This window comes from Nocardia sp. NPDC051030 (assembly GCF_040683015.1).
Taxonomy (GTDB): Bacteria; Actinomycetota; Actinomycetes; order Mycobacteriales; family Mycobacteriaceae; genus Nocardia.
Genome location: NZ_JBFBCD010000003.1, coordinates 228,117 through 252,371, shown reverse-complemented (window position 1 = coordinate 252,371; position 24,255 = coordinate 228,117). Strand labels below are relative to the sequence as shown.

General features: G+C 67.2%; 19 protein-coding genes. 8 read left to right on the top strand and 11 right to left on the bottom strand.

Features of this window, described 5'->3' with window-relative positions:
- Window positions 1–66 precede the first annotated feature (66 nt).
- Window positions 67–888 carry a class I SAM-dependent methyltransferase gene (locus AB0N05_RS10215; protein WP_364690330.1) on the top strand — a complete coding sequence of 274 codons (822 nt, stop codon included), beginning with the start codon at window positions 67–69 and terminating at the stop codon, window positions 886–888.
- Window positions 889–897: 9 nt separating this feature from the next.
- On the opposite strand, the gene AB0N05_RS10210 is transcribed toward AB0N05_RS10215, so the two are convergent.
- The 4 genes from AB0N05_RS10210 to alaS form a co-directional block, all read right to left on the bottom strand.
- On the bottom strand, window positions 898–1,725 hold the full coding sequence (locus AB0N05_RS10210) for a shikimate dehydrogenase (RefSeq protein WP_364690327.1): 828 nt from the start codon (window positions 1,723–1,725) through the stop codon (window positions 898–900).
- Window positions 1,700–3,148, bottom strand: coding sequence for an endolytic transglycosylase MltG (locus AB0N05_RS10205; RefSeq protein ID WP_364690324.1), 1,449 nt, complete (start codon window positions 3,146–3,148; stop codon window positions 1,700–1,702). The genes AB0N05_RS10210 and AB0N05_RS10205 overlap by 26 nt, the downstream gene beginning before the upstream one ends.
- Complete coding sequence (ruvX, locus tag AB0N05_RS10200) at window positions 3,145–3,591, bottom strand: Holliday junction resolvase RuvX (protein ID WP_364692265.1); 447 nt, start codon at window positions 3,589–3,591, stop codon at window positions 3,145–3,147. Before ruvX ends, AB0N05_RS10205 begins: the two co-directional genes overlap by 4 nt.
- 131 nt (window positions 3,592–3,722) lie before the next feature.
- On the bottom strand, window positions 3,723–6,389 hold the full coding sequence (gene alaS / locus AB0N05_RS10195) for an alanine--tRNA ligase (protein ID WP_364690321.1): 2,667 nt from the start codon (window positions 6,387–6,389) through the stop codon (window positions 3,723–3,725).
- Window positions 6,390–6,461: 72 nt separating this feature from the next.
- Here alaS and AB0N05_RS10190 point away from each other — a divergent pair, with 72 nt between their 5' ends.
- On the top strand, window positions 6,462–7,121 hold the full coding sequence (locus AB0N05_RS10190) for a CatB-related O-acetyltransferase (protein WP_364690318.1): 660 nt from the start codon (window positions 6,462–6,464) through the stop codon (window positions 7,119–7,121).
- On the opposite strand, the gene AB0N05_RS10185 is transcribed toward AB0N05_RS10190, so the two are convergent.
- The gene (locus AB0N05_RS10185) at window positions 7,122–8,441 is read right to left on the bottom strand and encodes a replication-associated recombination protein A (RefSeq protein ID WP_364692262.1); all 1,320 of its coding nucleotides are present in this window, start codon (window positions 8,439–8,441) and stop codon (window positions 7,122–7,124) included.
- A 243-nt stretch (window positions 8,442–8,684) separates the two neighbouring features.
- Here AB0N05_RS10185 and AB0N05_RS10180 point away from each other — a divergent pair, with 243 nt between their 5' ends.
- Window positions 8,685–10,256 (top strand): alkaline phosphatase D family protein, encoded by a 1,572-nt coding sequence (locus tag AB0N05_RS10180; RefSeq protein ID WP_364692259.1) that lies wholly within the window; start codon window positions 8,685–8,687, stop codon window positions 10,254–10,256.
- Window positions 10,257–10,429: 173 nt separating this feature from the next.
- Here the strand turns inward: AB0N05_RS10180 and AB0N05_RS10175 are convergent, their stop codons facing one another.
- On the bottom strand, window positions 10,430–11,599 hold the full coding sequence (locus AB0N05_RS10175; RefSeq protein ID WP_364690315.1) for a kinase: 1,170 nt from the start codon (window positions 11,597–11,599) through the stop codon (window positions 10,430–10,432).
- A 195-nt stretch (window positions 11,600–11,794) separates the two neighbouring features.
- Between AB0N05_RS10175 and AB0N05_RS10170 the strand changes: the two genes are divergently transcribed.
- Window positions 11,795–12,940 (top strand): hypothetical protein, encoded by a 1,146-nt coding sequence (locus AB0N05_RS10170; protein ID WP_364690312.1) that lies wholly within the window; start codon window positions 11,795–11,797, stop codon window positions 12,938–12,940.
- Window positions 12,941–13,026: 86 nt separating this feature from the next.
- Here AB0N05_RS10170 and aspS read toward each other — a convergent pair whose 3' ends face one another.
- The gene (gene aspS, locus AB0N05_RS10165; protein ID WP_364690310.1) at window positions 13,027–14,823 is read right to left on the bottom strand and encodes an aspartate--tRNA ligase; all 1,797 of its coding nucleotides are present in this window, start codon (window positions 14,821–14,823) and stop codon (window positions 13,027–13,029) included.
- Window positions 14,824–14,941: 118 nt separating this feature from the next.
- Between aspS and AB0N05_RS10160 the strand changes: the two genes are divergently transcribed.
- Window positions 14,942–15,862, top strand: a complete 921-nt coding sequence (locus AB0N05_RS10160) for a neutral zinc metallopeptidase (protein WP_364690307.1) — start codon at window positions 14,942–14,944, stop codon at window positions 15,860–15,862.
- 226 nt (window positions 15,863–16,088) lie between these two features.
- Window positions 16,089–16,820 carry a hypothetical protein gene (locus AB0N05_RS10155; protein WP_364690304.1) on the top strand — a complete coding sequence of 244 codons (732 nt, stop codon included), beginning with the start codon at window positions 16,089–16,091 and terminating at the stop codon, window positions 16,818–16,820.
- A 108-nt stretch (window positions 16,821–16,928) separates the two neighbouring features.
- On the opposite strand, the gene AB0N05_RS10150 is transcribed toward AB0N05_RS10155, so the two are convergent.
- The 4 genes from AB0N05_RS10150 to AB0N05_RS10135 all read right to left on the bottom strand — a co-directional run bounded on the left by AB0N05_RS10150 (window position 16,929) and on the right by AB0N05_RS10135 (window position 22,200).
- Window positions 16,929–18,008: a 2-oxoacid:ferredoxin oxidoreductase subunit beta gene (locus AB0N05_RS10150; RefSeq protein ID WP_364690301.1), complete on the bottom strand. Its 1,080-nt coding sequence runs from the start codon at window positions 18,006–18,008 to the stop codon at window positions 16,929–16,931.
- Window positions 18,008–20,008 (bottom strand): 2-oxoacid:acceptor oxidoreductase subunit alpha, encoded by a 2,001-nt coding sequence (locus AB0N05_RS10145; RefSeq protein ID WP_364690298.1) that lies wholly within the window; start codon window positions 20,006–20,008, stop codon window positions 18,008–18,010. Before AB0N05_RS10145 ends, AB0N05_RS10150 begins: the two co-directional genes overlap by 1 nt.
- Before the next feature lie 151 nt (window positions 20,009–20,159).
- Window positions 20,160–21,176 (bottom strand): Rv2578c family radical SAM protein, encoded by a 1,017-nt coding sequence (locus tag AB0N05_RS10140; RefSeq protein ID WP_364690295.1) that lies wholly within the window; start codon window positions 21,174–21,176, stop codon window positions 20,160–20,162.
- A gap of 31 nt (window positions 21,177–21,207) precedes the next feature.
- Window positions 21,208–22,200, bottom strand: coding sequence for an NAD-dependent epimerase/dehydratase family protein (locus tag AB0N05_RS10135; protein ID WP_364690292.1), 993 nt, complete (start codon window positions 22,198–22,200; stop codon window positions 21,208–21,210).
- A gap of 135 nt (window positions 22,201–22,335) precedes the next feature.
- On the opposite strand from AB0N05_RS10135, the gene AB0N05_RS10130 reads away from it, so the two are divergent.
- Both AB0N05_RS10130 and AB0N05_RS10125 read left to right on the top strand, forming a co-directional pair.
- On the top strand, window positions 22,336–22,665 hold the full coding sequence (locus AB0N05_RS10130; RefSeq protein WP_364690289.1) for a type VII secretion target: 330 nt from the start codon (window positions 22,336–22,338) through the stop codon (window positions 22,663–22,665).
- Window positions 22,662–24,242: a hypothetical protein gene (locus AB0N05_RS10125; protein ID WP_364690286.1), complete on the top strand. Its 1,581-nt coding sequence runs from the start codon at window positions 22,662–22,664 to the stop codon at window positions 24,240–24,242. Before AB0N05_RS10130 ends, AB0N05_RS10125 begins: the two co-directional genes overlap by 4 nt.
- Window positions 24,243–24,255 lie beyond the last annotated feature (13 nt).

The window sequence follows — 24,255 nt, the reverse complement described above, 5'->3', positions numbered from 1 at the left end:
ACCAATATCGCTGTGAGCGTAGCGATCTCGGCATCGGCTGCAAGGCGGCCCATTTAAAGTGGCCATATGGTCACTCCACCGCCGGGGCGAGATCCCCACGCCGCTCCCGAACCACATACGGCCAGGCACATAGCGGAATCGTTCGGTGTGGATCCCGAACGCTACGACCGGACCCGCCCGAGTTATCCCGAGGCCATGGTGGACCGGATCGTGGCCGCCAGTCCCGGGCGCGATGTCCTGGATGTCGGGTGCGGGACGGGTACGGCGGCACGGCAATTCCGCGCTGCGGGCTGCACGGTGCTGGGTGTCGAACCCGATTCGCGGATGGCCGGATTCGCGCGGGAGAGCGGAATTCCGGTGGAGGTGGCGACCTTTGAAACCTGGGATCCGGCGGGGCGCAGCTATGACGCTGTGGTGGCCGGAACCGCCTGGCATTGGGTGGATCCCGTTGCGGGAGCGGTCAAGGCGGCGCAATCGCTGCGGCCGGGCGGGCGGCTGGCACCGTTCTGGCATGTATTCCAGCCACCGGCCGAGGTGAGCGAGGCGTTCGCCACGGTGTATAGCCGCTTGATGCCCGACTCGCCGTTCAACATGCAGGCCACACGACCGCCACTCGAGGTCTACCAGACGATATTCGACAAGGTCGCCAAGGGGATTCGAGAGGCGGGCGGATTCACCGATCCCGAACCGTGGCGATTCGATTGGGCCCGAACCTACACCCGGGACGAGTGGCTGGACCAGATTCCCACGCAGGGCCCGCTCACCCAACTCCCACCCGACCAGGTGGCCGAGGTGCTCGAAGCGGTCGGGTCCGCCATCGATGCGATAGGCGGCGGTTTCACCATGCCCTACATCACGATTGCGGTCACCGCGACCAAAGCGGCCTGAGCACGCCGGTCATTCCTGCAGTGCCGCAGCCATTTCCGCGCGCGGGGCGGGCTTGCCGGTGAACTGCTCGACCTGGCCGTACGCCTGGTTCAACAGCATTTCGAGCCCGCCGACCACGGTATTGCCCGCACGTTCGACCGCCTCGGCCAGCGGAGTCGGCCACGGGTTGTAGATGGCATCCAGGACCACCGGGGCGAGCGCGACGGAATCCGCCACGGCCGCAGCGGCATTCGCCGGTACGGTGCTCACCACGGCGTCCACGTCGGAGCAGACGAAACCCACTGTGCCCGGGTCGAAGTCGATGATCTCGGCCGACATGCCCAGGCGCTCGGCGAGTTCCAGGGTGTCGGCGGCGCGGCCCGCGTCACGGGCGACGATGGTGACGGTGTGCGCACCCAGGTCCGCCAGCGCCAGCAGGGCCGGGCGCGCCGTGCCGCCCGCACCGAGCACGACCGCGCGAGCGATCTCCTCGACACCGGCCCCTTGCAGCGCACCGCGCACGCCGTCCACATCGGTGCAGTCCGCACGCCACCCGGTGTCGGTGCGCAGCAAGGTGTTCGCCGAGCCGACCAGCTCGGCGCGATCGGTCCGCTCATCGGCGTAGGCGAGGGCCGCGACCTTGCCCGGCATGGTCACCGACAGCCCGACCCATTCCGGCCCGAGCCCATCGACCAGACCGGGCAACTGCTCCCCGGTGCACTCGATCCGCTCGTACGTCCACTCCAGCCCGAGCGCCTTATAGGCGGCCAGATGTAGTTGCGGCGACCGCGAATGCGAGATCGGGCTGCCCAGGACGGCGGCCTTGCGGCGGTCACCGTCCACTGTCGAGAATTCCACTCTGTCTGGCCTTTTCGATATTGCGCAGATGCTCGTTGTAGTTGTCGGTGAACAGGGTGGTGCCCTGCTTGTCGACGGTCACGAAGTACAGCCAGTTCCCTGGCTCCGGCTTCTCGATGGCGCGCAAGGCTTCCAGCGAGGGTGCGGAGATGGGCGTGGCGGGCAGGCCCGACATGGCGTACGTGTTCCACGGCGTCTTCTTGGCGCGGTCGAGGTCCGTGGTGGCGACCTCGGTGCTGCTGAGCGCGTAGTTGACGGTGGAGTCGAATTGCAGTGGCTGATCGACCTTGAGCCGGTTCACGATCACCCGGGCCACCTTCGACATGTCCTGCGGCAGCGCCTCACGCTCCACCAGCGACGCGGCGATCAGCGTGTCATAGGGGGAAAGCCCATTGGCCGCACCGGATTGCAGGATCCCGGTGGCCTCATAGCTCGCCGCGCTGGTCGTGACCAGCTGCTTCAGAATGTCCTGCGGGTTGGCGGTGGGATCGAAATCCAGGGTGCCGCCCGCGATCAGGCCCTCCAGCTTGCGGCTCGGATCGGGCACGGTGCGCACCCGATCCAGGGCCCAGGCCGGAACACCCAGTGCGGCCGGATCGGTACCGCTGCCCGCGGCGTCGAGCTGTTCGTAGGTCACGCATTTGGCGGCGGTGCCGGTGCCGACGCAGCTGGCCTCGGCGATCTTGCGGTAGATGCCATCCTTGCGTGCCCCGGTCTGCGCATCGGTGGAGTCGTGCAGCTGGCGCCCTTCGGAAATGACCACATTGCCGACGCGCGCGTCCTTGCCGAACAGCGCGATGACCGCTTCGGAACCCTTGCTGTGACTGGGGATGGCGTAGTAGCCGGGCTGCACCGAGTTCATATTGGTATTGCGCACGGCGGCTTCGTAGAACGCGCCGCTGCTGGCGACAATGCCCTTGTCGTACATGGTTTGCGCGATCTGGGTGGCGGTGTCGCCCGCCTTCACCTGCACGACCGCGAGAGGGCCCTGCTGCCCGGAGAAGTCCTCCGGCGGGCTGAAGCGGTTCATGAACTTCCAGCCGGCGAAGCCGACCGCGCCCAGGAACAGGATGGCGAATACGCCGCCGATGATCAGCAGATTGCGGCGGCGCCGCTTGCGTTCGGCCGCCTTGCGCGAGGCCATGCGGGAACTCTTGTGGCGTGAACCGCCCCGGCCACCGGAACTTCGGCGTTCGGAACGCGGCGCGGAGCCTCGGCGGCCACGGTCGGCGCGCTGTGGCGCGGCGCGGCGCGGCGGCTCCGGCTCGAGCAGTGGTTCCTCGTCGTCGTCTTCATAGCGAGGGATGACGGTGGTGTCGTCCTCGTAGTCGTCCGCCTCGTTCCAGTCCACATCGTCCCGGCGGTAGCGGCGATCCGCGTTCTGCCGATAGCGTTCCTCGGCTCGCGTCCAGCGGTCGGTCATGCGTCAGCACCGCCCGGCTTCAATAGCGCACTCCGTTCGTCCAACCAACCCTGCAGGATCGATACGGCGGCCGCCTGATCGATGACCTGCCGCTGCCCGCGCGCTCGAACTCCGCTGTCTCGCAACGCGCGTGCAGCAGACACCGTAGTCAAACGTTCGTCGGAAAGCCGCACCGGCACCGGAGCGATCAGGGTCCGCAAACGCCCCGCGAAGGTGGCCGCCAGCTTAGCCGACGAGCCGCTCTCGCCGCGCAAGGTACGCGGCAGGCCGACGATCACTTCCACGGCTTCGTATTCCCGCACAATCTCGGCAATCCTGGCGAGGTCGGGTGCGAGCTGGCCGGGGGCCACCTTCTTGGCCCGCGGCACGGTCTCGACCGGGGTGGCGAGGATGCCGTCGGGATCGCTGGAGGCGACACCGATGCGGACGGTGCCCACATCGATGCCGACACGCCGACCCCGACCGGGATCCTCGTCCGGAGACGGACGATCGGAACGGAAACGCGCGTCCGTCTCGACCGGAACCCGGGCACCTTCGAAAGTGTCCGGCCGGTCCGACGATTCAGAATTGGGCATCAGCCTGCGAGCTCGGCCACCCGTGCCCGCAGAGCGGCCAGACCGGCCTCGATCCCGGACGGATCCGAGCCCGCGCCCTGCGCCATCTCCGGCTTGCCGCCACCGCGGCCCGCAATGCTGGGACCGAAGGCAGCGACCAGGTCACCGGCCTTGAAGCCGAGATCCTGCGCGGCCTTGGACACCGCGGCCACGAACGGCACCTTGCCGTCGGCATTACCGAGCAGCACCACAATGGCGGGCTCGGAGCCGAAGCGGCCCTTGATATCCGCCACCAGAGTGCGCAGATCGCCCGCGCCGACGCCCTCGGGCGCGGCGGCCGCGACCAGCAGCACCTTGCCGACACGCTCGGCGCGCTCGACGAACGTGCCCGCCGAAGACAGCACCGCAGCCATCTTGGTGCGCTCGAGTTCCTTCTCAGCAACCTTGAGTCGCTCGACGAGTTGCTCGACGCGCCCCGGAACTTCCTCCGACGGCACCTTCAGCGAGGAGGCCACACCGGCCAGCAGCGCGCGCTCCTTGGCGAGGTACTTGTAGGAGTCCAGGCCGACAAAGGCTTCCACGCGGCGCACGCCGGAACCGACCGAGGATTCACCGAGCACGGTGATCGGGCCGATCTGCGAGGAGTGCTGCACATGCGTGCCACCGCAGAGCTCCATGGAGAACGGTCCGCCGATCTCCACGACGCGCACCTCATCGCCATAATTCTCACCGAACAGCGCCATGGCGCCCATCTTCTTGGCCTCGGTCAGATCGGTGACGAAGGTGTTCACCGGGAAATCCGCGCCGACAGCGTCATTGGAGACGGCCTCGATATCGGCCTTCTGCTGCTCGGAAAGCGCACCCTGCCAATTGAAGTCGAAGCGCAGGTAGCCGGGCTTGTTGAGCGAGCCCGCCTGCACGGCGTTCGGGCCGAGGATCTGACGCAGCGCGGCATGCACCATATGCGTTCCGGAGTGACCCTGGGTGGCTCCGCGCCGCCAGTTCGGATCGGCCTGGGCGAGCACGGTATCGCCCTCGGCGAGCTGACCGGCCTCGACGGTGGACTTGTGCACCCACACCGTCTTGGCGATCTTCTGCACATCATTGACGGCCAGCTTGATGCCGCCCGTGGCGGTGATGGCACCGCGGTCGGCGATCTGGCCGCCGGACTCGGCGTAGAGCGGGCTGCGGTCCAGAATGACCTCGACGTCCTGGCCGACCTCGGCGACGGGCACGCGCACGCCGTCCTTGATCAGCGCGAGCACGGTCGCCTCGGTGGCGAGCTCGTCGAAGCCGGTGAACTCGGTGGCGCCGCGATCGACGAATTCCTTGTAGACGGTCAGGTCGGCGTGCGCGTGCTTGCGGGCCATCGCATCGTCCTTGGCCCGCTTGCGCTGCTCGGCCATCAGCGATCGGAAGCCGTCCTCGTCCACCGAAAGGCCCGCCTCGGCGGCCATTTCCAGGGTGAGGTCGATCGGGAAGCCGTAGGTGTCGTGCAGGGTGAAGGCGTCCGAACCGGCAATGGTCTTGCCGCCCTTGGCCTGTACGGCGGCGGCGGTGTTGTCGAACAGGGTGGAGCCGGTGTTGAGCGTCTTGAGGAACGCCGTCTCCTCGCCGACCGCGACCGTCTCGATGCGCTTGAAGTCGGTGGCCAGCTCCGGATACGACGGCGACATGAGATCGCTGACGACCTTCATGAACGCACCCATGACCGGCTGATCCGCCCCGAGCAGGCGGGCCGAGCGCACAATGCGGCGCAGCAGGCGGCGCAGCACGTAGCCGCGGCCGTCATTGCCGGGGTTGACGCCGTCGGCGATCAACATGGCGCCGGAGCGGGCGTGGTCGGCGATGACGCGGAAGCGGATGTCGTTCTCGGGCGTGACGCCGTACGAGCTGCCGGTGAGTTCCTCGGCCTTATTGATGATCGGGCGCAGCAGGTCCGTCTCGTAGACATTGTCGACGCCCTGCAGCAGGAACGCGACGCGCTCGACGCCCATGCCGGTGTCGATATTCTTCTTGGGCAGCGGGCCGAGGATCTCGAAGTTGTCCTTGCCGGTGCCCTCGCCGCGCTCGTTCTGCATGAACACGAGGTTCCAGATTTCGAGGTAGCGGTCCTCGTCGGCCTCGGGGCCGCCCTCGACGCCGTATTCGGGGCCGCGGTCGAAGTAGATCTCCGAGCACGGGCCGCACGGGCCGGGGATGCCCATGGACCAGTAGTTGTCGGCCATGCCGCGGCGCTGGATCCGCTCGGCGGGCACGCCCATCTCCAGCCAGATGCGCTCGGCCTCGTCGTCATCGAGATAGACGGTGGCCCACAGGCGTTCCGGGTCGAAGCCGTAGCCGCCGTCTTCCACGCTGTTGGTCAGCAACGACCACGCGAACGAGATGGCCTCGCGCTTGAAGTAGTCGCCGAAGCTGAAGTTGCCGGCCATCTGGAAGAAGGTGTTGTGCCGGGTGGTGACGCCGACATTCTCGATATCGCCGGTGCGCACGCACTTCTGGACGCTGGTCGCGGTCGAGAAGGGCGGGGTCTGCTGACCGAGGAAGTACGGCACGAACTGGACCATGCCCGCATTGACGAACAGCAGGTTGGGGTCGGCCAGGATCAGCGAAGCACTCGGTACCTCGGTGTGTCCGGCACGGACGAAATGCTCCAGAAAGCGCCGTCGAATCTCGTGGGTCTGCACAGGAATCAAGCCTACCGTCCCCGGTCCAGCGGGTTTCTCCCGACCACCAGCGGGATAGCTACCATCGCCGGGGTGACTGTGATCCCGGACCCATCCCAGCGCTTCCCGCTCCCCCACACCGACCGGACCGTGTTCCTGAAACCGCACGTCGAATCGGACAACATCCTCGTCGGCGACTACACCTACTTCGACGACCCGGACGCCCCGACGGACTTCGAACGCAACAACGTCCTCTACGCCTTCGGCCCCGAAAAACTCATCATCGGCAAATACTGCGCCATCGCCACCGGCACCAAATTCATCATGGCCGGAGCCAACCACGCCACCCAGGGCGTCTCCACCTTCCCCTTCACCATCTTCGGCGGCACCTGGGCCGAGGAAACCATGGACATCATCACGTCCATCCCCAGCAAGGGCGACACCGTCGTAGGCAACGACGTCTGGTTCGGCTACAACACCCTGATCATGCCCGGCGTCCACATCGGCGACGGCGCGATCATCGCCACCGGCGCGGTAGTCACCTCCGACATCCCGCCCTACACCATCGTCGGCGGCAACCCCGCCCAACCGGTCAAGCAGCGCTACCCGGACGAGGACATCGACCGCTTGTTGCGCGCAGCTTGGTGGAACTGGCCCATCGAACTCGTCACCGAACACGTCCGCGTCATCATGGGCGGCACCCCGAAGGAGATCGAACAGATCGCCCGCGACAACGGGTTGTACAAAGACTGACTATCTACCTCGGACGATCTTGCGGAGTTTGGTTACGCGGGGGCCTACCTCGCGTTCGTAGCCGTGGTCGGTGGGGATGTAGTAGTCCTTGCCGATCAGTTCGTCGGGTGGGTATTGCTGGGTGAGGACGCCGTCGGGGTGGTCGTGGGGGTATTTGTAGCCCTGGGCGTTGCCTAGTTTTTCGGCGCCCGCGTAGTGGCCGTCGCGGAGGTGGGGTGGGACGGCTCCGGCTTTGCCTGCGGCTATGTCGGACATGGCTGCGCCTATGGCCTTGACCACGCCGCCTGATTTGGGGGCGGTGGCTATGTGGATGGTGGCTTGGGTGAGGGCTAGTTGGGCTTCGGGGAGGCCTACCAGTTGGACCACTTGGGCTGCGGCTACCGCTGTTTGGAGGGCGGTGGGGTCGGCCATGCCGACCTCCTCGCTGGCTTGGATCATCAAGCGGCGGGCTATGAATCGGGGGTCTTCGCCTGCGGTGAGCATGCGGGCGAGGTAGTGGAGGGCGGCGTCGACGTCGGAGCCTCGGAGGGATTTGATGAAGGCGCTGATCACGTCGTAGTGCTGGTCACCCGCGCGGTCGTAGCGGACTGCGGCCTTGTCGACGCTGGCCTCCACGAGGTTCACGTCGACGGTTCCGTCGAGGGAAGACTCGGCGGAGGCTTCGAGGGCGGTGAGGGATCGGCGGGCGTCGCCGCCCGCGATGCGGACTATGTGGTCGAGGGCGGCATCGGTGACCGTGTACTCCCCGGCCAGGCCTCGGGGGTCGGCGATGGCTCGGGCCAGGACGGCGCGAATGTCGTCTTCCGACAAGGACTTCAGTTGCAGCACCAGGGAGCGCGAGAGCAGTGGGGAGACCACGGAGAACGAGGGGTTCTCGGTGGTGGCGGCCACCAGGAGCACTATGCGGTTTTCGACCGCTGCCAGCAGGGCGTCCTGCTGGGTCTTGGAGAAGCGGTGTACCTCGTCGATGAACAGGACGGTCTGCTCGCCCGCGGTGAGGCGGCGGCGGGCGAGGTCGATGACGGCGCGGACCTCCTTGACGCCGGCGGAGAGCGCCGAGAGTGCTTCGAAGCGGCGGCCGGTGGCCTGGGACAGGAGCGAGGCCAGGGTGGTCTTGCCGGTGCCGGGTGGGCCGTAGAGCAGGACCGAGGCCGCGCCGGAACCCTCGATCAGGCGGCGTAGCGGGGATCCGGGGCCGAGTAGGTGGTCCTGGCCCATGACCTCATCGAGGGTGCGGGGGCGCATGCGCACGGCCAGGGGGGCGAACTGCCCATTACTACTGGGGATCTTCGCCTCGAATTCGTCGGACACGGCCTCCATTCCCGGCGCGTCGAACAGTCCATCGCTCACGGCAATGACCCTACCGAGCGGGGCCGACAGATCCGCGCACGCCGGTCATGCACCCTGCGGTTACAGACTGTTCACTTGTCCAGTTTGCTTCGCGGCCTCGGATCGGATGTCATCTCAGGCGTGCGCCTTCCCGAGATCATGTTCGCCCGGTTCGATCGTCGCTCCGCTCTCAAGGGAGGCACCGCCGCGGCCTTGACGGCAGGCACCGCCGCCATGTCGGCGAGCCTGTTCGGATCCTCGACCGCGCACGCGCAGTCGCCGGTCTTCCGGCACGGCATCGCCTCGGGCGATCCACTCCCCTCGGGCGTGATCATCTGGACCCGCGTGACCCAGTCCGAGGACGCGCTCCCCGGCTCCGGCGCGGGCGGTCCGGTCGCGGTGCGCTGGGAGGTTGCCGCCGACGATTCCTTCGCCTCGATCGCCGCCTCCGGAACCCATACGGCCACAGCGGATTCCGACCACACCGTCAAGATCGACGTGAGTGGGCTGGCCGCGGGCCGCGAATATTGCTACCGCTTCACGGCTTTGGGCCAGACCTCCGCCGTCGGCCGCACCCATACCGCCCCGGACCCGTCCGCCACCCCGGACCGCCTGCGCCTGGGCGTGGTGTCGTGTGCGAACTGGGAGGCCGGATACTTCAGCGCCTACCGGCATCTCGCGGCGCGCGGCGATCTCGACGCCATCGTGCACCTCGGCGACTACCTCTACGAGTACCAACGCGGCGAGTACGGCGGCCGCAATGGCACGGTCCGCCCGCATGAGCCCGCGCACGAGATCGTGTCGCTGGCCGATTATCGGATTCGGCACGCGCAGTACAAGACCGATCCCGACCTCGCCGACCTGCACACCCGGCTGCCGTTCATCTGCACCTGGGACGACCACGAATCCGCCGACAATGCCTGGACCGGCGGCGCGGAAAACCATCAGCCAGACACCGAGGGCGATTGGCAGTCGCGGCGCGCGGCGGCCCTGCAGGCCTACCTGGAGTGGATGCCGGTGCGCAGCGGCGCCGACTCGCGCATCTACCGGCGACTGCGCTTCGGCACCCTGGCCGAACTGTCCATGCTCGATCTGCGCAGCTACCGCGACCAGCAGGCCAAATCCGGCACGGGCTGGCGGCAGGTCGACAATCCGGACCGCACGATAACCGGCAAGGCCCAAATGGATTGGCTGTCGGCCGGTTTGGAATCGGCCCCGGTGAGCTGGAAGCTGATCGGTAACCCGGTCATGATCGCGCCACTGGTGTTCCCGCCACTGGAACCGGCCACCACCAAGGCACTGACCGAACTGATCGGCATCCCGCAGTCGGGCATTCCCGCCAACGTGGATCAATGGGACGGCTACACCACCGACCGTCAGCACCTGCTGCGCACCATCACCGACGGCAATGTCTCCGATGTGGTCTTCCTGACCGGAGATATCCACACCTCATGGGCCGCCGATGTGCCCGTCGACGCTGCCGCGTACCCGGCCGGACAGCAGGCGGGCGTGGAGTTCGTGATCCCGTCGGTGTCCTCGCAGAGCATGGGCGATATGACCAAGACACCGCCCCGCACCGCCTCGGTGGCGGCCGAGACGGCCATCGTCGGCGTCAACCGTCACCTGCACTACGCCGAACTCGATTCGCACGGATACGGCGTCCTGCACGTGGATGCCGACCAAGCGCAGATGGACTGGTTCTACCTCACCGACGTCGCCGACCCGAACTCCGGTGTCCGCCACGGCATTTCCTTCGCCGTGCGGCGGGGCGGGCGGCTCGAGCCGCGCAACGCACCGATGGCATGACCTGCGACGAGGCGCAGCTCCAGATAGGTTGACCTGCGGCGCGGCCAAGTTTCGGCACACCACGACACACTGTCCAAGCACAGCGGCAGGAGCTGAGCGTCCACGCGTACCAGCCCGCAATGCCGAAGGCCCGGATCCGAAACTGGATCCGGGCCTTCGTTGTCAAGCGGGAGTTACTCCTCCCAGTGCTCTTCCAAGGTCGCCGACACATGTTCGGCGAAGTCGCCGAGGGTGTCGTCGCCGGTGCAGCGGGCGTCCTCGGCGAGGGCGGCCCAGCGGTTGATCAGGGCCGCGGAGCGCGGAATCGACAGGCCGTGTTCGCGGGCCGCGGCGATGCGGGTGTGGTCGGCGGGGAGGAACCAGTAGGTGGACAGCCATACCCAGATGAGGCGGGCTTCGAGAATCCGTTCGGCCAGGCTGTCGTCATCGGCGAGGGAAGGCCAGACCGCGACCACTTCCGAGCGCCAGGCCTCGACCATCTGCCGGGCGCGTTCGCGGGAGAGTTCGAAGTCGCAGAGGCAACCCGGGAAGGAGACCAGTGCGTAGGCGATATCGAGGGTCGCGTCGCGGAAGCCGCCCCACTCGTAGTCGAGGAATCGCGCGCCTTCCTCATTGAGGATGACATTGTCGGGGCACAGATCGGACGGACTGAACGCGCGATGCCGCCCGGACGAGAACAGCCGATTGCCGCGCACGATGCGTTCGGCGATCTCCCCCGGCACCTCGATGCCGAGCTCACGCTCCAGCATGACGGGCACCTCGGCGACGGCGGATTCGGCCTGTTGCGCGATGCCGTCCACCCGATGCACCACATCGACGCGCCGCAGCAGTGCCACGAAATCGGCTTCGCGTCCGACGGTCGCGGCATGCATGCGACCCAGTGCCTGCGCGAACGCCATCAACGCATTACGGCCCGCGGGTTCGAGATTGGTTTGCAGGACCTGGGTGAGCGAGGTGTTCTCGCCGAGGTCGCTGAGGATCAGCAACCGGTCGGGGAGGCTGTAGCCCAGGAGGTACGCGCCGGGCCGGTGTTCGCGGCCGAGGGCGGTCGTGAACTGGTAGGACACGGCTTCGCGCAGGAATGCGGAGTCGATGCTGGCGACGCCGGGGGCCATGCCTCCGGTGCGTCGCTGCGTCGCGGAACCCCGTACCTGCTTCACAATGAGTGTGCGCGGAAGTGAAAAGGCGTTCTCCGCAACACGGACGCGTAGCACCGTCGTCCTACCACTACCGCTGAGTTCCATAGGATCACTCAGCTTTACCGGAGCACCCATTCGCTTTGTGAGCAAGTGTTGTGCCGCGGACACGACTTCGGCGGCGCGTTCGGCCAATAGTGCGGTCATCGGAACCCAAAGTACTCGCTCCAGGTCACTTTCAGCGAGCGGTTGCGCAACCTTTCGCGCGTCGTCCGGCGTGTCTTTGGTAAGCGTTTGCCCACACGGCGCTGGTTGCTTGACACAACCATCACCTTCGAGTTGTCTCATGGTCAACTGCTGTGCGCCACACCGTAAACCGGGAAATGTGAAAGGCTTGTGACCATGACTGGCACGCCGCCCTCAGCACCGAATGAGCCCTCCGGCGACACGCCCGCCGAGGGGGGTGGCGCGCGGTACCCCAAGCAGTCGGGCAGCCATCAAAATCCCGAGCCCCCACCGTATTCCGGAGGAACCGAACACGGCGGCACGCATGGGCGTCATGAACTGCCGGGGTTGGCGGGATATCCGCAGTTCGAGGGTCCGGGTTCGGCGCAGTACGGCAGCGAGGCGGTGGAGCCCCCGCCACCACTGCCCCCGCAGTCGGGCGCGTCTCAAGCGCCGCCTGGCTATCCCGGCGCAAGCCAAACCACGCAATCCGGACATGCAGGTGCAGGCCAGATTCCGCCCGGATACGCGGGCGGCGCGCCGCAGTCCGGTTACGCGGGCGGCGCGGTGCCACAGTCCGGTTACGCGCCCGGCGGCCCCGGCCAGCCGGGTCCGCCGCAGGGCCCGCCGAGCGGCGTACCACCGCAGGGCGGTTTCCCGACCTCCGGCGCGGAGGCCCCGCAGACCTTCGAGCCCCCACGCGAGCACCTCGATGTGGGCCGTGCCCTCGCCTACGGCTGGGACCGCTTCCGGCAGAACCCGATTCCGTGGCTGGGCATGGTCCTGATCGGCCTGATCGCCTGGCTGATGGTCACCCTGCTGGTGAATATCCTCGATGTGCGGTCGCTTTCGGCGGTCCTCATGCTGTTCGCCGTGGCTTCGCTGCTGGTATGGCTATTGCAGGCGGCGATGATTCGCGGCGCGCTCTACGAAACCGATGGCACCCCACCGGATTTCCCGGCCTTCTTCGGCTTCGTGAATGCCGGTAATGTGCTGATCACCGCACTGCTGGTATTTGTGGCCTGCCTGATCGCCTCGATGGCATGCGTGTTCCCGGTGGTGATAGTCGGTGTGTTGTGCATGTTCGCACTGCATTTCGTGATCGATCAGGATCAGGACCCGCTCACCGCGATCAAATCCAGTGCCCAATTGGTGATCGCGAATGCCATTCCGGTGGTGCTGCTCGCGCTCGCGGTGCTCATTGTGACGTTCGTCGGCGCGCTGCTCTGCGGCGTCGGTTTGCTGGTGGCCGGACCGGTCACCGCGATCGCCATCACCTACGCCTACCGCACGCTCACCGGTCGCCTGGTGGTCCGGGTCTGATCCGGACAAACAAACGAAAAGGCCCGCCCCGCTATGTAAGCGGTGCGGGCCTTTCAGTTCAGGCGTACTCGATTCAGGCGTATGCCTTACTTGTCCTTCTTCTCCACGATCGGCTTGCCGTCCGCATCGAGCTTGACGTTCAAGCCCGCTTCCTGACGCTGCTGCGGCGTGATCGGCGCGGGCGCATCGGTGAGCGGGTCCACGCCGCCACCCGACTTCGGGAAGGCGATGACCTCGCGAATGGAATCCAACCCGGCCAGCAGCGCGACAATCCGGTCCATGCCGAGCGCGAGCCCGCCCATCGGCGGTGCGCCGAAGGAGAACGCGTCGAGCAGGAAGCCGAACTTCTCCTGCGCCTCGTCGTGGTCGATGCCCATCACCTTGAATACGCGTTCCTGCACGTCCCGGCGGTGGATACGGATCGAGCCGCCGCCGATCTCATTGCCATTGCAGACAATGTCGTAGGCGTAGGCCAGCGCGGAGCCCGGGTCGGTGTCGAAGGTGTCCATCGAATCCGGCTTGGGCGAGGTGAAGGCGTGGTGCACGGCGGTCCAGGCCGAATGGCCCAGGGCCACATCGCCGCTGGCGGTGGCGTCGGCGGCGGGCTCGAACATGGGCGCGTCCACGATCCACACGAAGGCCCATTCGGACTCGTCGATGAGGTCGCACTTGCGGGCGATCTCGCCGCGCGCCGCGCCGAGCAGGGCCCGGCTGGACTTGGCGTCACCGGCACCGAAGAAGATGCAGTCGCCCGGGTTCGCGCCGACGAACTTGGCCAGGCCCTCGCGCTCGGTGTCGCTCAGGTTCTTGGCGACGGGACCGCCGAGGGTGCCGTCCTCCTGAACGAGGATGTAGCCCAGGCCCTTCGCGCCGCGCTGCTTGGCCCATTCCTGCCAGGCGTCGAGCTGACGCCGCGGCTGCGACGCACCGCCCGGCATGACGACCGCGCCGACGTAGGGAGCCTGGAACACGCGGAACGGCGTGTCCTTGAAGTACTCCGCCATTTCGGTGATCTCGACGCCGAAGCGCAGGTCCGGCTTGTCGGAGCCGTAGCGGCGCATGGCTTCCGCGTAGGTCATATGCGGGATCGGCGTGGTGATCTCGTGGCCGATGAGCTTCCACAGGGCGACCAGGATGTCCTCGGTCAGGAGGATGACATCCTCCTGCTCGACGAAGCTCATCTCGAGGTCGAGCTGGGTGAACTCGGGCTGGCGGTCGGCGCGGAAGTCCTCGTCGCGGTAGCAGCGCGCGATCTGGTAGTAGCGCTCGATGCCGCCGACCATGAGCAACTGCTTGAACAGCTGCGGGGACTGCGGCAGCGCGTAGAACGAGCCGGGCTGCAGGCGCGAGGGCACCAGGAAGTCGCGGGCGCCCTCCGGGGTGGCGCGGGTCATGGTCGGGGTCTCGACCTCGACGAAGGCGTGCTTGCCCATGACCTCGCGGATCGCGGCATTGGCGTGCGAGCGCAGCCGGATGGCCTTGGCCGGGCCTTCGCGGCGCAGGTCCAGGTAGCGGTACTTGAGCCGGATTTCCTCGCCGGGCTCGTCGTCCAGCTGGAAGGGCAGCGGCGCGGCCTCGTTGAGCACCTCGAGTTCGGTCACATTGACCTCGATGGCGCCGGTCGGCAGGTTCGGGTTCTCGCTGCCCGCCGGGCGGTTCTCGACCACGCCGGTGACCTTCACGCAGAACTCGTTGCGCAGCTTGTGGGCCTGCTCGGCCGGTACTCCCTCACGGAAGACGGCCTGCGACACACCAGACGCATCACGCAGATCGATGAAGATCACGCCACCGTGGTCGCGCCGACGAGCCACCCATCCGGTGAGGGTGACGGTCTGACCGGCGTGCTCGCTTCGCAGCGAACCAGCCAAGTGGGTGCGCAGCACTGGTTTCCTTTCGACGGGCTCGAAACACCGGCAGAGTGGACCGGGTGCGGGTCCATCGTAGTGAGACACGTATTCCAAGTGGAAACCGATATCCACGCGACCGTGCGAAGCTAGGCGCATGACCTTCAACGAGGGCCTGCAAATCGACCCCGACCGGGTGAGCAGCGGGGGCGGACCGGGCATGGGCGGCGGACTGGTTCTCGGCGGCGGAGCCCTCGGCATCATCGCGCTGATCGCCACACTTCTGCTCGGCGGCGACCCGGGGAGCGTGCTCGGCCAGTTCACCGGAGCGGACAGCAACTCGCAGCAGGGCACGGTGAAGACTCCCGACCACTGCAAGACCGGAGCCGACGCCAATAAGTACGTCGACTGCCGCGTCGTGCTGACGGTGCAGAGCCTCGACTCGGTGTGGGGCACCGAACTGCCCAAGCAGGTGAACAAGCGCTACACCGCCCCGAAGGTGACCTTGTTCTCCGGCGCGGTCAGCACCGGCTGCGGCCGCGCGTCCTCCGCGGTGGGCCCGTTCTACTGCCCGGCCGACCAGACGGCCTACTTCGACACCGCCTTCTTCCAGGAACTCAAGGACCGCTTCGGCGCGAGCAATGGCCCGCTCGCCGAGGAGTACGTGGTCGCCCATGAGTTCGGCCACCACATCCAAAACCTCCTCGGCGACATCAACCGCGCCCAACGCGACCCCCAAGGCCCCGAGTCCGGCGCGGTCCGCACCGAACTCCAAGCCGACTGCTACGCCGGAGTCTGGGCCTCCTACGCCGACAAGCTCAACGCCCCCGGCGCCAACCAGCCCTTCCTCAAGCCCTTGACCGACACCGACATTCGCGACGCCCTCTCCGCCGCCTCCGCCGTCGGCGACGACCGCATCCAAAAGGCGTCCACCGGTCGCGTAAACCCCGAAGCCTGGACCCACGGCTCGTCCGAGGAACGCCAAAAGTGGTTCCTCTCCGGCTACCGCACCGGCCAAATCAAGGCCTGCGACACCTACAACACCCGCGACCTCGGAAATCCCCCCGGCCTGAAGTAGCCCCCAGCACAGCCCTCCACTTCAAGGCCGGGCAGGGAACCCCTTCGCGCTCAGCGCGTCACGGCTCCCCGCCCGACCTTCGTGCTGCCGTACCCCCTGCGTTCACATCGGTGTGTTGTGGTCGCACCTGCGCCATGACCGGCGCGCCGTCGGGGACGCTGACGCGATCGCGAGGCAGAATCTGCGGCGGCGGGTGTTGGCTCGCATGGGAGTTCGGAGGAAATCGATGCGAACAGTCGGTGGGACACGACGATTCGGGGTTTGGCGCGGGTCAGCCGCGACGCTCGCGGCGGCCGTATTGCTGACCGGCGCCGTGGGTTTGGCGGCGGCGCAGGATCCGGCGGCTCCGCCTGCGGCACCCACCGTCGAGCCGCCTACGCAGGGCGCTCCGGTGACCGCCGTGCCGACGGTGGAAGCTACAGTCGTCGCGCCGACCACGGTGCCGACGACCACCGTGCCGCCTACTACTCAGCCGGTTCCGGTGACCACCGTGCCCGCAGTGGATCCGGTGACACCACCGACCTTGCCGACACTGCCTGATCTGCCGTCCTCCGCGCCGACCACGCCGGTGTCGTCGACGCCATTGTTCACATTGACCGGGATGCCCAATGGGTGGCAGTCGCGGACGGATCTGCATCCGGCGCTGGAGGTGCAGTTCGATGGGCGCGCGGTGAAATGGATTGGGTCGCAGCGGGTCACGGGGACCATTCCCGCGGATGTGCTGACGTCGGCGGCGGCCGAGGTGCGGGCGCTGGCATTGGTGGATGTGGGGATGCCGACGGTGTCCGATCAGGGGACGACGATCATCGACTTCATGCCTGCGGCACCGGATCAGGATGTGCATCTGGTGGTGTACGCGCCGGAGTGGACCGAGGGGATCACCGATGAGCAGAAGGCGGCTCGGCTGCGGGTCAGCGATGTCTATCAGCGGTTGTTGAACGCCTTCATACCGGCCTGATCACCGCTTGCCCGATCGCGATCGCTGGTTTGAATCGCTGTCGGCCCGGGCTGATTCGTTGGGGCCCAGACATACTGGGCCCCAACGCTGTCGGCCTGCGATGAAAGGTCAGCCGACCGTCCAGGTTTCGCGGCCGGTGAGGAGTTGTTGCAGCGAGTCCTCGGTGTGCGGTTTGCGTTCGACGGCGGTTTCGGCTTGGGCGCGGACGCCGTCGTCGTAGGTGGGGCGGGAGACGCTGCGGAAGATGCCCGTGACGACGTGGGAGAGATCCTGGTCGGACAGGCGGGAGAGGGCGTAGGCGTATTCGGGGTGGTCGGTGTAGGCGTCGTGGACCACGATGTCGGAGGTGGCCACGGTGTCGGTGCGCGCCACCTTCAGGCCGAAACCGTTTCGGACGACCGCGAATTCACCGTCCGCGCCGAAGCGCAGCGGCTCGCCGTGACGCAGGCGGACGAGGTGGGATTCGGCATTCTCCTTGCGGAGCATGTCGAAGGAGCCGTCATTGAAGATCGGGCAGTCCTGCAGGATCTCCACGAAGGACGTGCCGCGGTGTTCGGCGGCGGCGCGCAGCACCTCATTGAGCCCGGCCCGGTCGGAGTCCAAAGCCCGTGCGGCAAAGGTGGCTTCGGCACCGAGGGCGACCGACAGCGTGTTGAACGGATGGTCGATCGAGCCCATGGGGGTGGACTTGGTGACCTTGCCGGTCTCCGAGGTCGGCGAGTACTGCCCCTTGGTGAGACCGTAGATCCGGTTGTTGAACAACAGGATCGTCATGTTCACATTGCGGCGCAGCGCGTGGATGAGGTGATTGCCGCCGATGGACAGCGCGTCGCCATCCCCGGTCACGACCCAGACCGACAGGTCGGGTCGCGTCACCGCCAGCCCGGTGGCGATGGCGGGCGCACGCCCGTGGATCGAGTGAATCCCGTACGCCTCCAGGTAATACGGGAATCGGCTCGAGCATCCGATGCCGGAGACGAACATGAGGTTCTCGCGCCGCAACCCGAGGTCGGCGAGGAATCCGCGCACGGTGGCCAGGATGACGTAGTCGCCGCAGCCGGGGCACCAGCGCACTTCCTGATCGGAGGTGAAGTCCTTGGCCTTCTGCGGCCCCTGCGCGGCGGGCACACCGGAGAGTCCGGTGAGCCCGAGATCCGTTCCGACGAGCGGGTTTTCGAGGATGGTCATCACTTTCCCCCTGGTGTGCGGTAGGTCGCCCGCGCCCGCGCGGCGAAGGCCTTCGTCTGTTCCATCTCCGCAATGGAGCCGTCGAGTGCCGCATCGATGACGCCGACCAGTTCCTGCGCCGAGAACGCGGTCCCGGCCACCTTGGTCCACGGTTGCACGTCGACGAGGTAGCGGGCGCGCAGCAGCATGGCCAGTTGGCCGCCGTTCATTTCCGGGCAGACCACGGTGCGATACCCGCGCAGCACGTCACCGAGGTTGGCGGGGAACGGATTCAGATGCCGCAGGTGCGCCTGCGCCACCGGTACGCCGCGCCTGCGTGCCCGGCGGCAGGCCTCGCCGATCGGACCGTAGGAGCTGCCCCATCCGATGATGAGCAGTTCGGCCCGCTCCCCCGGATCGTCGACCTCGAGATCCGGCACCGCGATGCCATCGATCTTGGCCTGCCGCAGTCGAACCATGAGTTCGTGATTGGCGGGTTCGTAGGAGATATTGCCGCTGCCGTCGGCCTTTTCGAGCCCGCCGATGCGGTGCGCGCGCCCCTCGGTGCCGGGCACCGCGAGCGGCCGGGCCAGGGTTTCGGGGTCGCGGGCGTAGGGCTGGTAGCCGTCCCCGTCCTCGCCACCGGCCTCGAATCCGGGATCGATCGGCGGGAGCTCGCCGACCTTCGGAATCGCCCACGGCTCCGACCCATTGGCGATCGCGCCATCGGAGAGCAGGAGCACCGGCGTGCGATAGGTGAGCGCGATGCGCGCCGCCTCCACCGCGGTATCGAAGCAGTCGGCGGGTGACCGGGGCGCGAGCACCGCGACCGGCGATTCGCCATTGCGCCCATACAGCGCCTGCAAGAGATCGGCTTGTTCGGTCTTGGTGGGCAATCCGGTGGAGGGCCCGCCGCGCTGCACATCGATGATGAGCAGCGGCAGTTCGGTCATGACCGCGAGCCCGATGGTCTCGCTCTTGAGCGCCAACCCGGGCCCGGAGGTACTGGTGACGCCGAGGGCCCCGCCCAGCGAAGCGCCCAGCGCCGCACCGATTCCGGCGATCTCGTCCTCGGCCTGGAAGGTGGTGACGCCGAGGTTCTTATGCTTGCTCAGCTCATGCAGGATGTCGGAGGCCGGGGTGATCGGATAGGTCCCCAGGAACACCGGCAGCCCGGACAGTTGCCCGGCGGTGACCAAGCCATAGGCGAGCGCGGTATTACCGGTGATCTGCCGATAGGTGCCCGCCGGGAGCGTCGCCGGAGCTACCTCGTAGGTGGTGGCGAAGGCCTCGGTGGTTTCGCCATAATTCCACCCCGCCCGAATTGCGAGGATATTCGCTTCCGCCACATCCGGTTTGTCGGCGAATTTCTCCCGCACGAACTGTTCGGTGCCATCGATCGGCCGCCCGTACATCCAGGACAGCAATCCCAGCGCGAACATATTCTTGGCGCGCTGCCCATCTTTCTTGCCCACACCGGTCGGTTCGGTCGCCCCGAGCGTCAATGACGTCATGGGCACCCGATGCACCACGAAATCGGACAGCGTGTCATCGGTGAGCGGATCGCCGGTATACCCCACCTTGGCGAGATTGCGCTTGGTGAACTCGTCGGTATTGACGATCAGCGTGGCCCCGCGCGCCAGATCCTCCAGATTCGCCTTGAGCGCCGCGGGATTCATCGCCACCAGCACATCGGGCTGGTCACCGGCGGTGAGAATGTCGTAGTCGGCGATCTGGATCTGGAACGACGAGACGCCCGGCAGGGTGCCCTGGGGTGCGCGAATCTCGGCGGGGAAGTTCGGCTGGGTAGCGAGGTCATTGCCGAATGCCGCTGCCTCGTGGGTGAATCGATCACCCGTCAGCTGCATGCCGTCACCGGAGTCACCGGCGAAACGGATTACGACACGCTCCAGTTTTTCTGCTGCCAATTTGCCTGTGTCACTGCCGTTCACGGGGATATCACCGTGGGCAGCCCCGCCGTTGGGCGGCAGCTCCACAGAGTCGTCATGCTGGGAAACCATGCGCCTGCATCACTTCCTCGTCAGTCTGAGGTATCAACGCCAAACTACTCCCGTCTATTCGCGTGCTGACCGATTCGTGACAGACATGCGAAATGAACGGGTGAAACGTGTGTCGAGATGCTGAAACTGTGTCGAGATGCGCGAGCCGGCGCTAGGCGAACAGCGCGAGCTGCGGGTCGGGCGTATGCGATTCGGCGGCGCGCACTTGCGGTTCGGCCTGCCGATCGCGGTTCAAACGATGTTTCTCCAGCAACGGCTCGATCCGGCCGCGTAGCCACGCAGAATACTCCGGGCTGACCGAAGTACCGCGACCATACAGCTGCCGGTAGCGTCGCAGCAGCGCCGGGTGGGCTTCGGCCAGCCAGTCGAGGAACCAGGCGCGGGTACTGCCGCGCAGATTCATCGGTAGCACAATGACTCCGGCGGCTCCGGCCTCCGCGATGGCCCCGAGTAGCTCGTCCAGATGCGCGCGGCCGTCGGTGAGATAGGGAATGACCGGAGCCACCATGACATTCACGGCGAATCCGGCATCGGTGAGCGCGCGGACCAGTTCGAGCCGGGCCTTCGGCGACGGCGTCCCCGCCTCCAGGCCGCGATGCAGCTCCGGATCCAGGATGGCGATGGAGACCGCGAGCCGTACCGGAACCTGCTGGGCCGCCTGAGTCAGCAGCGGCAGATCCCGGCGCAGCAGGGTGCCTTTGGTGAGAATCGAGAAGCCCGTGCCCGATTCGGTGAGCGCGCCGATGATGCCCGGCATCAACCGATACCGCCCCTCGGCGCGCTGGTACGGATCCGTATTGGTCCCCAGCGCAACGGTTTCCCGCCGCCAGGAGCGCCGGTGCAGCTCGCGCCGCAGGACCGCGGACACATTGGTCTTGACCACGATCTGCGAGTCGAAGTCCTCGCCCGCGTCCAGATCCAGATACTCGTGTGTGCCGCGGGCGAAGCAGTAGCGGCATGCGTGCGAGCATCCGCGCATGGGGTTGATGGTCCAGGCGAATGGCAGTGTCCCGCCGTCGGTCACCTTGTTCAGGGCCGACTTGCAGAGCACCTCGTGAAACGTGATGCCCTCGAAGTCCGGGGTCTGTACGCTCCGTACGAATCCGGCGCGTTCGAGCCCGGGCAGTGCGCCGTCATCGGCGTCCAGGGTCTGGCTTTGCCACCGCACCACCCAAGTCGAACATTTGTGCTATCGACTGTCAAGCAATCTTCTGCGTGTCGACCTTGACGGTCCGGCCGTTGTAGAAGTCGATGAGGTCGCGCACGGTCTCGGCGGCCGGGCGCGGCTGGTAGCCGAGTTCGGTTGTGGCCTTGGTGCGCTCGACGATCGGCGCGGACAGCAGCGCACCCATGGAGGCCTTGGAGATGCGGTCGCTGCCGAACGCGCGGCTGGCGGGCTCGAGCACCGGCAGCAGCGCCGCAATGATCTTGGGCGGAATCGCGAAGGCGGGCTTGAACTTGCCATTGATCTCCGCGGCCAGCCGGGTGATCTCCAGCATGTTCACGAAATGGCCGCCGAGCAGATAGTTCTCACCGGTCTTGCCGCGCTCACCGGCCAGCACCAGACCCTTGGCCACATCGCGCACGTCGACCAGGTCGAAACCGCCGCCGATCATGACCGGGGTGCGGCCGCGCGCGGAGTCCCAGAGGGTGACATTGATGCGGGAGTCGGAGTGGTCGATCGGGCCATACACACCGGTCGGATTACAGATCACGGCATCGAGGCCCTGATCGATGACCTTGCGCAGCTCGACCTCGCCCTGCCACTTGGAGCGGTCGTACACCGGCAGATCCGGGTCGATGGAACGCGGCGCGCGCTCATTGATGGTGCCGCCACAGCTGTACTGATTGAACGCGTGGATCGAGCTGGTGTGCACCATGCGCCGCACGCCGACCTCGCGCGCGGCCTCGGCGACCACGCGGACGCCCTCGGTGTTGACCCGCCAGGCCAGATCGTTCTTGTGGGCGAGGGTAATGAGCGCGACCAGGTGGTACACGACCTCGGCGCCCTCGAGGCAACTGCGCATGGATGCGGGATCGAGCACATCTCCACTCACCCAGGTGACACCGGGTTCGCTGGCTCCGGTGGGCCGGACGCGATCGATGGCAGTCACCTCGTGACCGCGATCCGTAAGCAGGCGAAGCAAATTGGTGCCAAGGAACCCGGCAGCGCCGGTGACTGCGACCTTCATGGGATGAAGAATATAGAACTTGTTCTAATTTGCAACCAGCGGTGATCACCCGCGTGGGAGAACGCGGCACGCCGGAGTGGACGCCCAGTGGGATATATTCGGCACCGCATGTCTACGACGATACGGGGGGCCATCATGGCTGATCTCTCGGTGGAGACCGACGCGGTCCGTTCCTTCGCCGCGACGCAGGACGGCGTCGCGACCGATATTGCCGCCGCGGGCGGCTTGGACACGGTATCCCACGTCGCCGCCATGACGCCGGTCTTCGGCCTCATCGGCGCGGACTTCCTGGCCAGCTTCGCGGTGGCCGAGCTACTGCACGATAAGGACATCAACGCACTGTCGGGCCGCTTCGCGCACCTCGGCCAGGCCGCGTTCGGTTCCGCGGCGGGTTACGAGGCCACCGATGGCGACTTCGCCGGTGGTTTGAACCGCATCGGCGGACAGCTCGGAGGCCAGGCATGAGGCCCCTGGACGCCGGGTCCGGCGTGATCGGCATGGTCAACCCGACGCATCCGTCCCACCCGCTGAGCCCCGAGGCGTTGCACTACGCGCCGACCGGCCCCCTGCTCGATCTGCCCCTCGGCCAGCTGCCCGATGATGTGGCGGCCTTCGAAGCGCCCGCATTCGCCTTGTCCAGCAAGGAGTTCGAGCAGAGCGGCGGTTCACCCCTGTCCGGCGGCCTCCCGCACGGTCTCGGTGGCGGTACGCAAGGTGCCGACACTCATGCCGCCTCGATGCTCGACGGCACCCTCTCCCCCGGCCTCGACGCCGCGCACGGCGTGCTGTCCGGCGCACAGCAGGCGCTGTCCGATACCCAGGGCGTGCTCGGCAATGCCCAGGCGGCGCTGAACGACGTCCCGGGCGCGATCAGCGCCGCGCAGTCCGCGCTGACCCAGGCCGCCGCGAGTCTGCCCGCGCTGCCGCCGCTGCCCGCCGATCCGGTCGGCGATCTCATGAAGGGTCTGGCGCTGCCCGCCGTCCCGGGCATGGACGCGCTGTTCAAGCCGTTCCTGGATCTGATGAACAGCTTCGGCACCGGTGTGCTCGGCCAGCTGAATCCCACGACCCTGCTGAGCCAGGGCTCCAAGATCATCGAGGGTGCGGTCTCCGTGGGCAGCGGTGCACTGAAGACCGTCGAATCGCTGTGGCAGGGCAAGGGCTCACAGAGCGCGCAGTCCGCAGGTCAGCAGGCGCAGAACCAAGGGCAGGAGACCGCCCAGCGCGGATTCGACCTGTCGACGCTCACCGAACAGGCCGCCGCCATCGTGCAGCGCGGCAATATCCAGCTCACGGCCATCGCCCAGTCCTTCGCCACGCAGGCGGCGGCCATGGCTCCGGTCGCGCTGACCCCGCCCGGCCAGGCCGCGCTCATCGCCTCGGCCACCGAGCATCTCGGCTCGGCGATCACGGTCGTGAATGTGACCCGCGGTGAACTCTCCGGCTACACCGCCCAGTTGAACGGCATCATCGGCCAGCTCGCCGGTCAGAGCGGCGGCCCCAACCCCGCCGAGGTGGCCCAGTCCCTGGCCCAGAATGTCGGCCAGCCGATCCTGGAACAGGCCAAAGGCCTTCTCGAGAGCGGCCTTTCATCGGCAACCAATCCTGCGAACGGCAACCCGCAAAGCGGCGATCCGTCCCTCGACACCAAGGCCGCCGGTCTCGGTGGCGGCGGAGGCGGCGGCGCGGGTGGTGGCGGCGGTGGCGGCATCGGCGGTGGCGGAATCCCCTCCACCCCGGGCGGCCCCGGCTCCTCGATCCCGGGCGGCCGCGTCGCAGCGAGCGCCAGCCCCTTCGGTTCCGGCGCAGCCGGTCTCGCCGCCATGGGCGGCCAAGCCGGTTCGGGCTTCATGGGCTCCCCCGGCGCGGCAGGCGCGGGCCGCGGTGGCGGCGGCTCGGATCAGCAACACGCCCGCACAGTCCAGCCCTACCAAACCGTCTCCGGCGAAAGCGAACTCACGGGCAACCTCGGCGCATCCGGCCCCGGCGTCATCGGCCAGCCCGACGAGCCCACCGAGGACACCGACACCGACCAGGCCTGACGCGTTCGGAACC

Excerpts from the sequence above, each read along its gene's own strand:
- AB0N05_RS10205 (WP_364690324.1), bottom strand. The coding sequence starts at position 3,148 with ATGACCGACCGCTGGACGCGAGCCGAGGAACGCTATCGGCAGAACGCG.
- AB0N05_RS10175 (WP_364690315.1), bottom strand. The coding sequence starts at position 11,599 with ATGACCGCACTATTGGCCGAACGCGCCGCCGAAGTCGTGTCCGCGGCA.
- AB0N05_RS10185 (WP_364692262.1), bottom strand. The coding sequence starts at position 8,441 with ATGGAGGCCGTGTCCGACGAATTCGAGGCGAAGATCCCCAGTAGTAAT.
- AB0N05_RS10155 (WP_364690304.1), top strand. The coding sequence starts at position 16,089 with ATGCGAACAGTCGGTGGGACACGACGATTCGGGGTTTGGCGCGGGTCA.
- AB0N05_RS10215 (WP_364690330.1), top strand. The coding sequence starts at position 67 with ATGGTCACTCCACCGCCGGGGCGAGATCCCCACGCCGCTCCCGAACCA.
- AB0N05_RS10125 (WP_364690286.1), top strand. The coding sequence starts at position 22,662 with ATGAGGCCCCTGGACGCCGGGTCCGGCGTGATCGGCATGGTCAACCCG.
- AB0N05_RS10145 (WP_364690298.1), bottom strand. The coding sequence starts at position 20,008 with ATGGTTTCCCAGCATGACGACTCTGTGGAGCTGCCGCCCAACGGCGGG.
- AB0N05_RS10135 (WP_364690292.1), bottom strand. The coding sequence starts at position 22,200 with ATGAAGGTCGCAGTCACCGGCGCTGCCGGGTTCCTTGGCACCAATTTG.
- AB0N05_RS10130 (WP_364690289.1), top strand. The coding sequence starts at position 22,336 with ATGGCTGATCTCTCGGTGGAGACCGACGCGGTCCGTTCCTTCGCCGCG.
- AB0N05_RS10160 (WP_364690307.1), top strand. The coding sequence starts at position 14,942 with ATGACCTTCAACGAGGGCCTGCAAATCGACCCCGACCGGGTGAGCAGC.
- AB0N05_RS10180 (WP_364692259.1), top strand. The coding sequence starts at position 8,685 with ATGTCGGCGAGCCTGTTCGGATCCTCGACCGCGCACGCGCAGTCGCCG.
- AB0N05_RS10150 (WP_364690301.1), bottom strand. The coding sequence starts at position 18,008 with ATGACCATCCTCGAAAACCCGCTCGTCGGAACGGATCTCGGGCTCACC.
- AB0N05_RS10170 (WP_364690312.1), top strand. The coding sequence starts at position 11,795 with ATGACTGGCACGCCGCCCTCAGCACCGAATGAGCCCTCCGGCGACACG.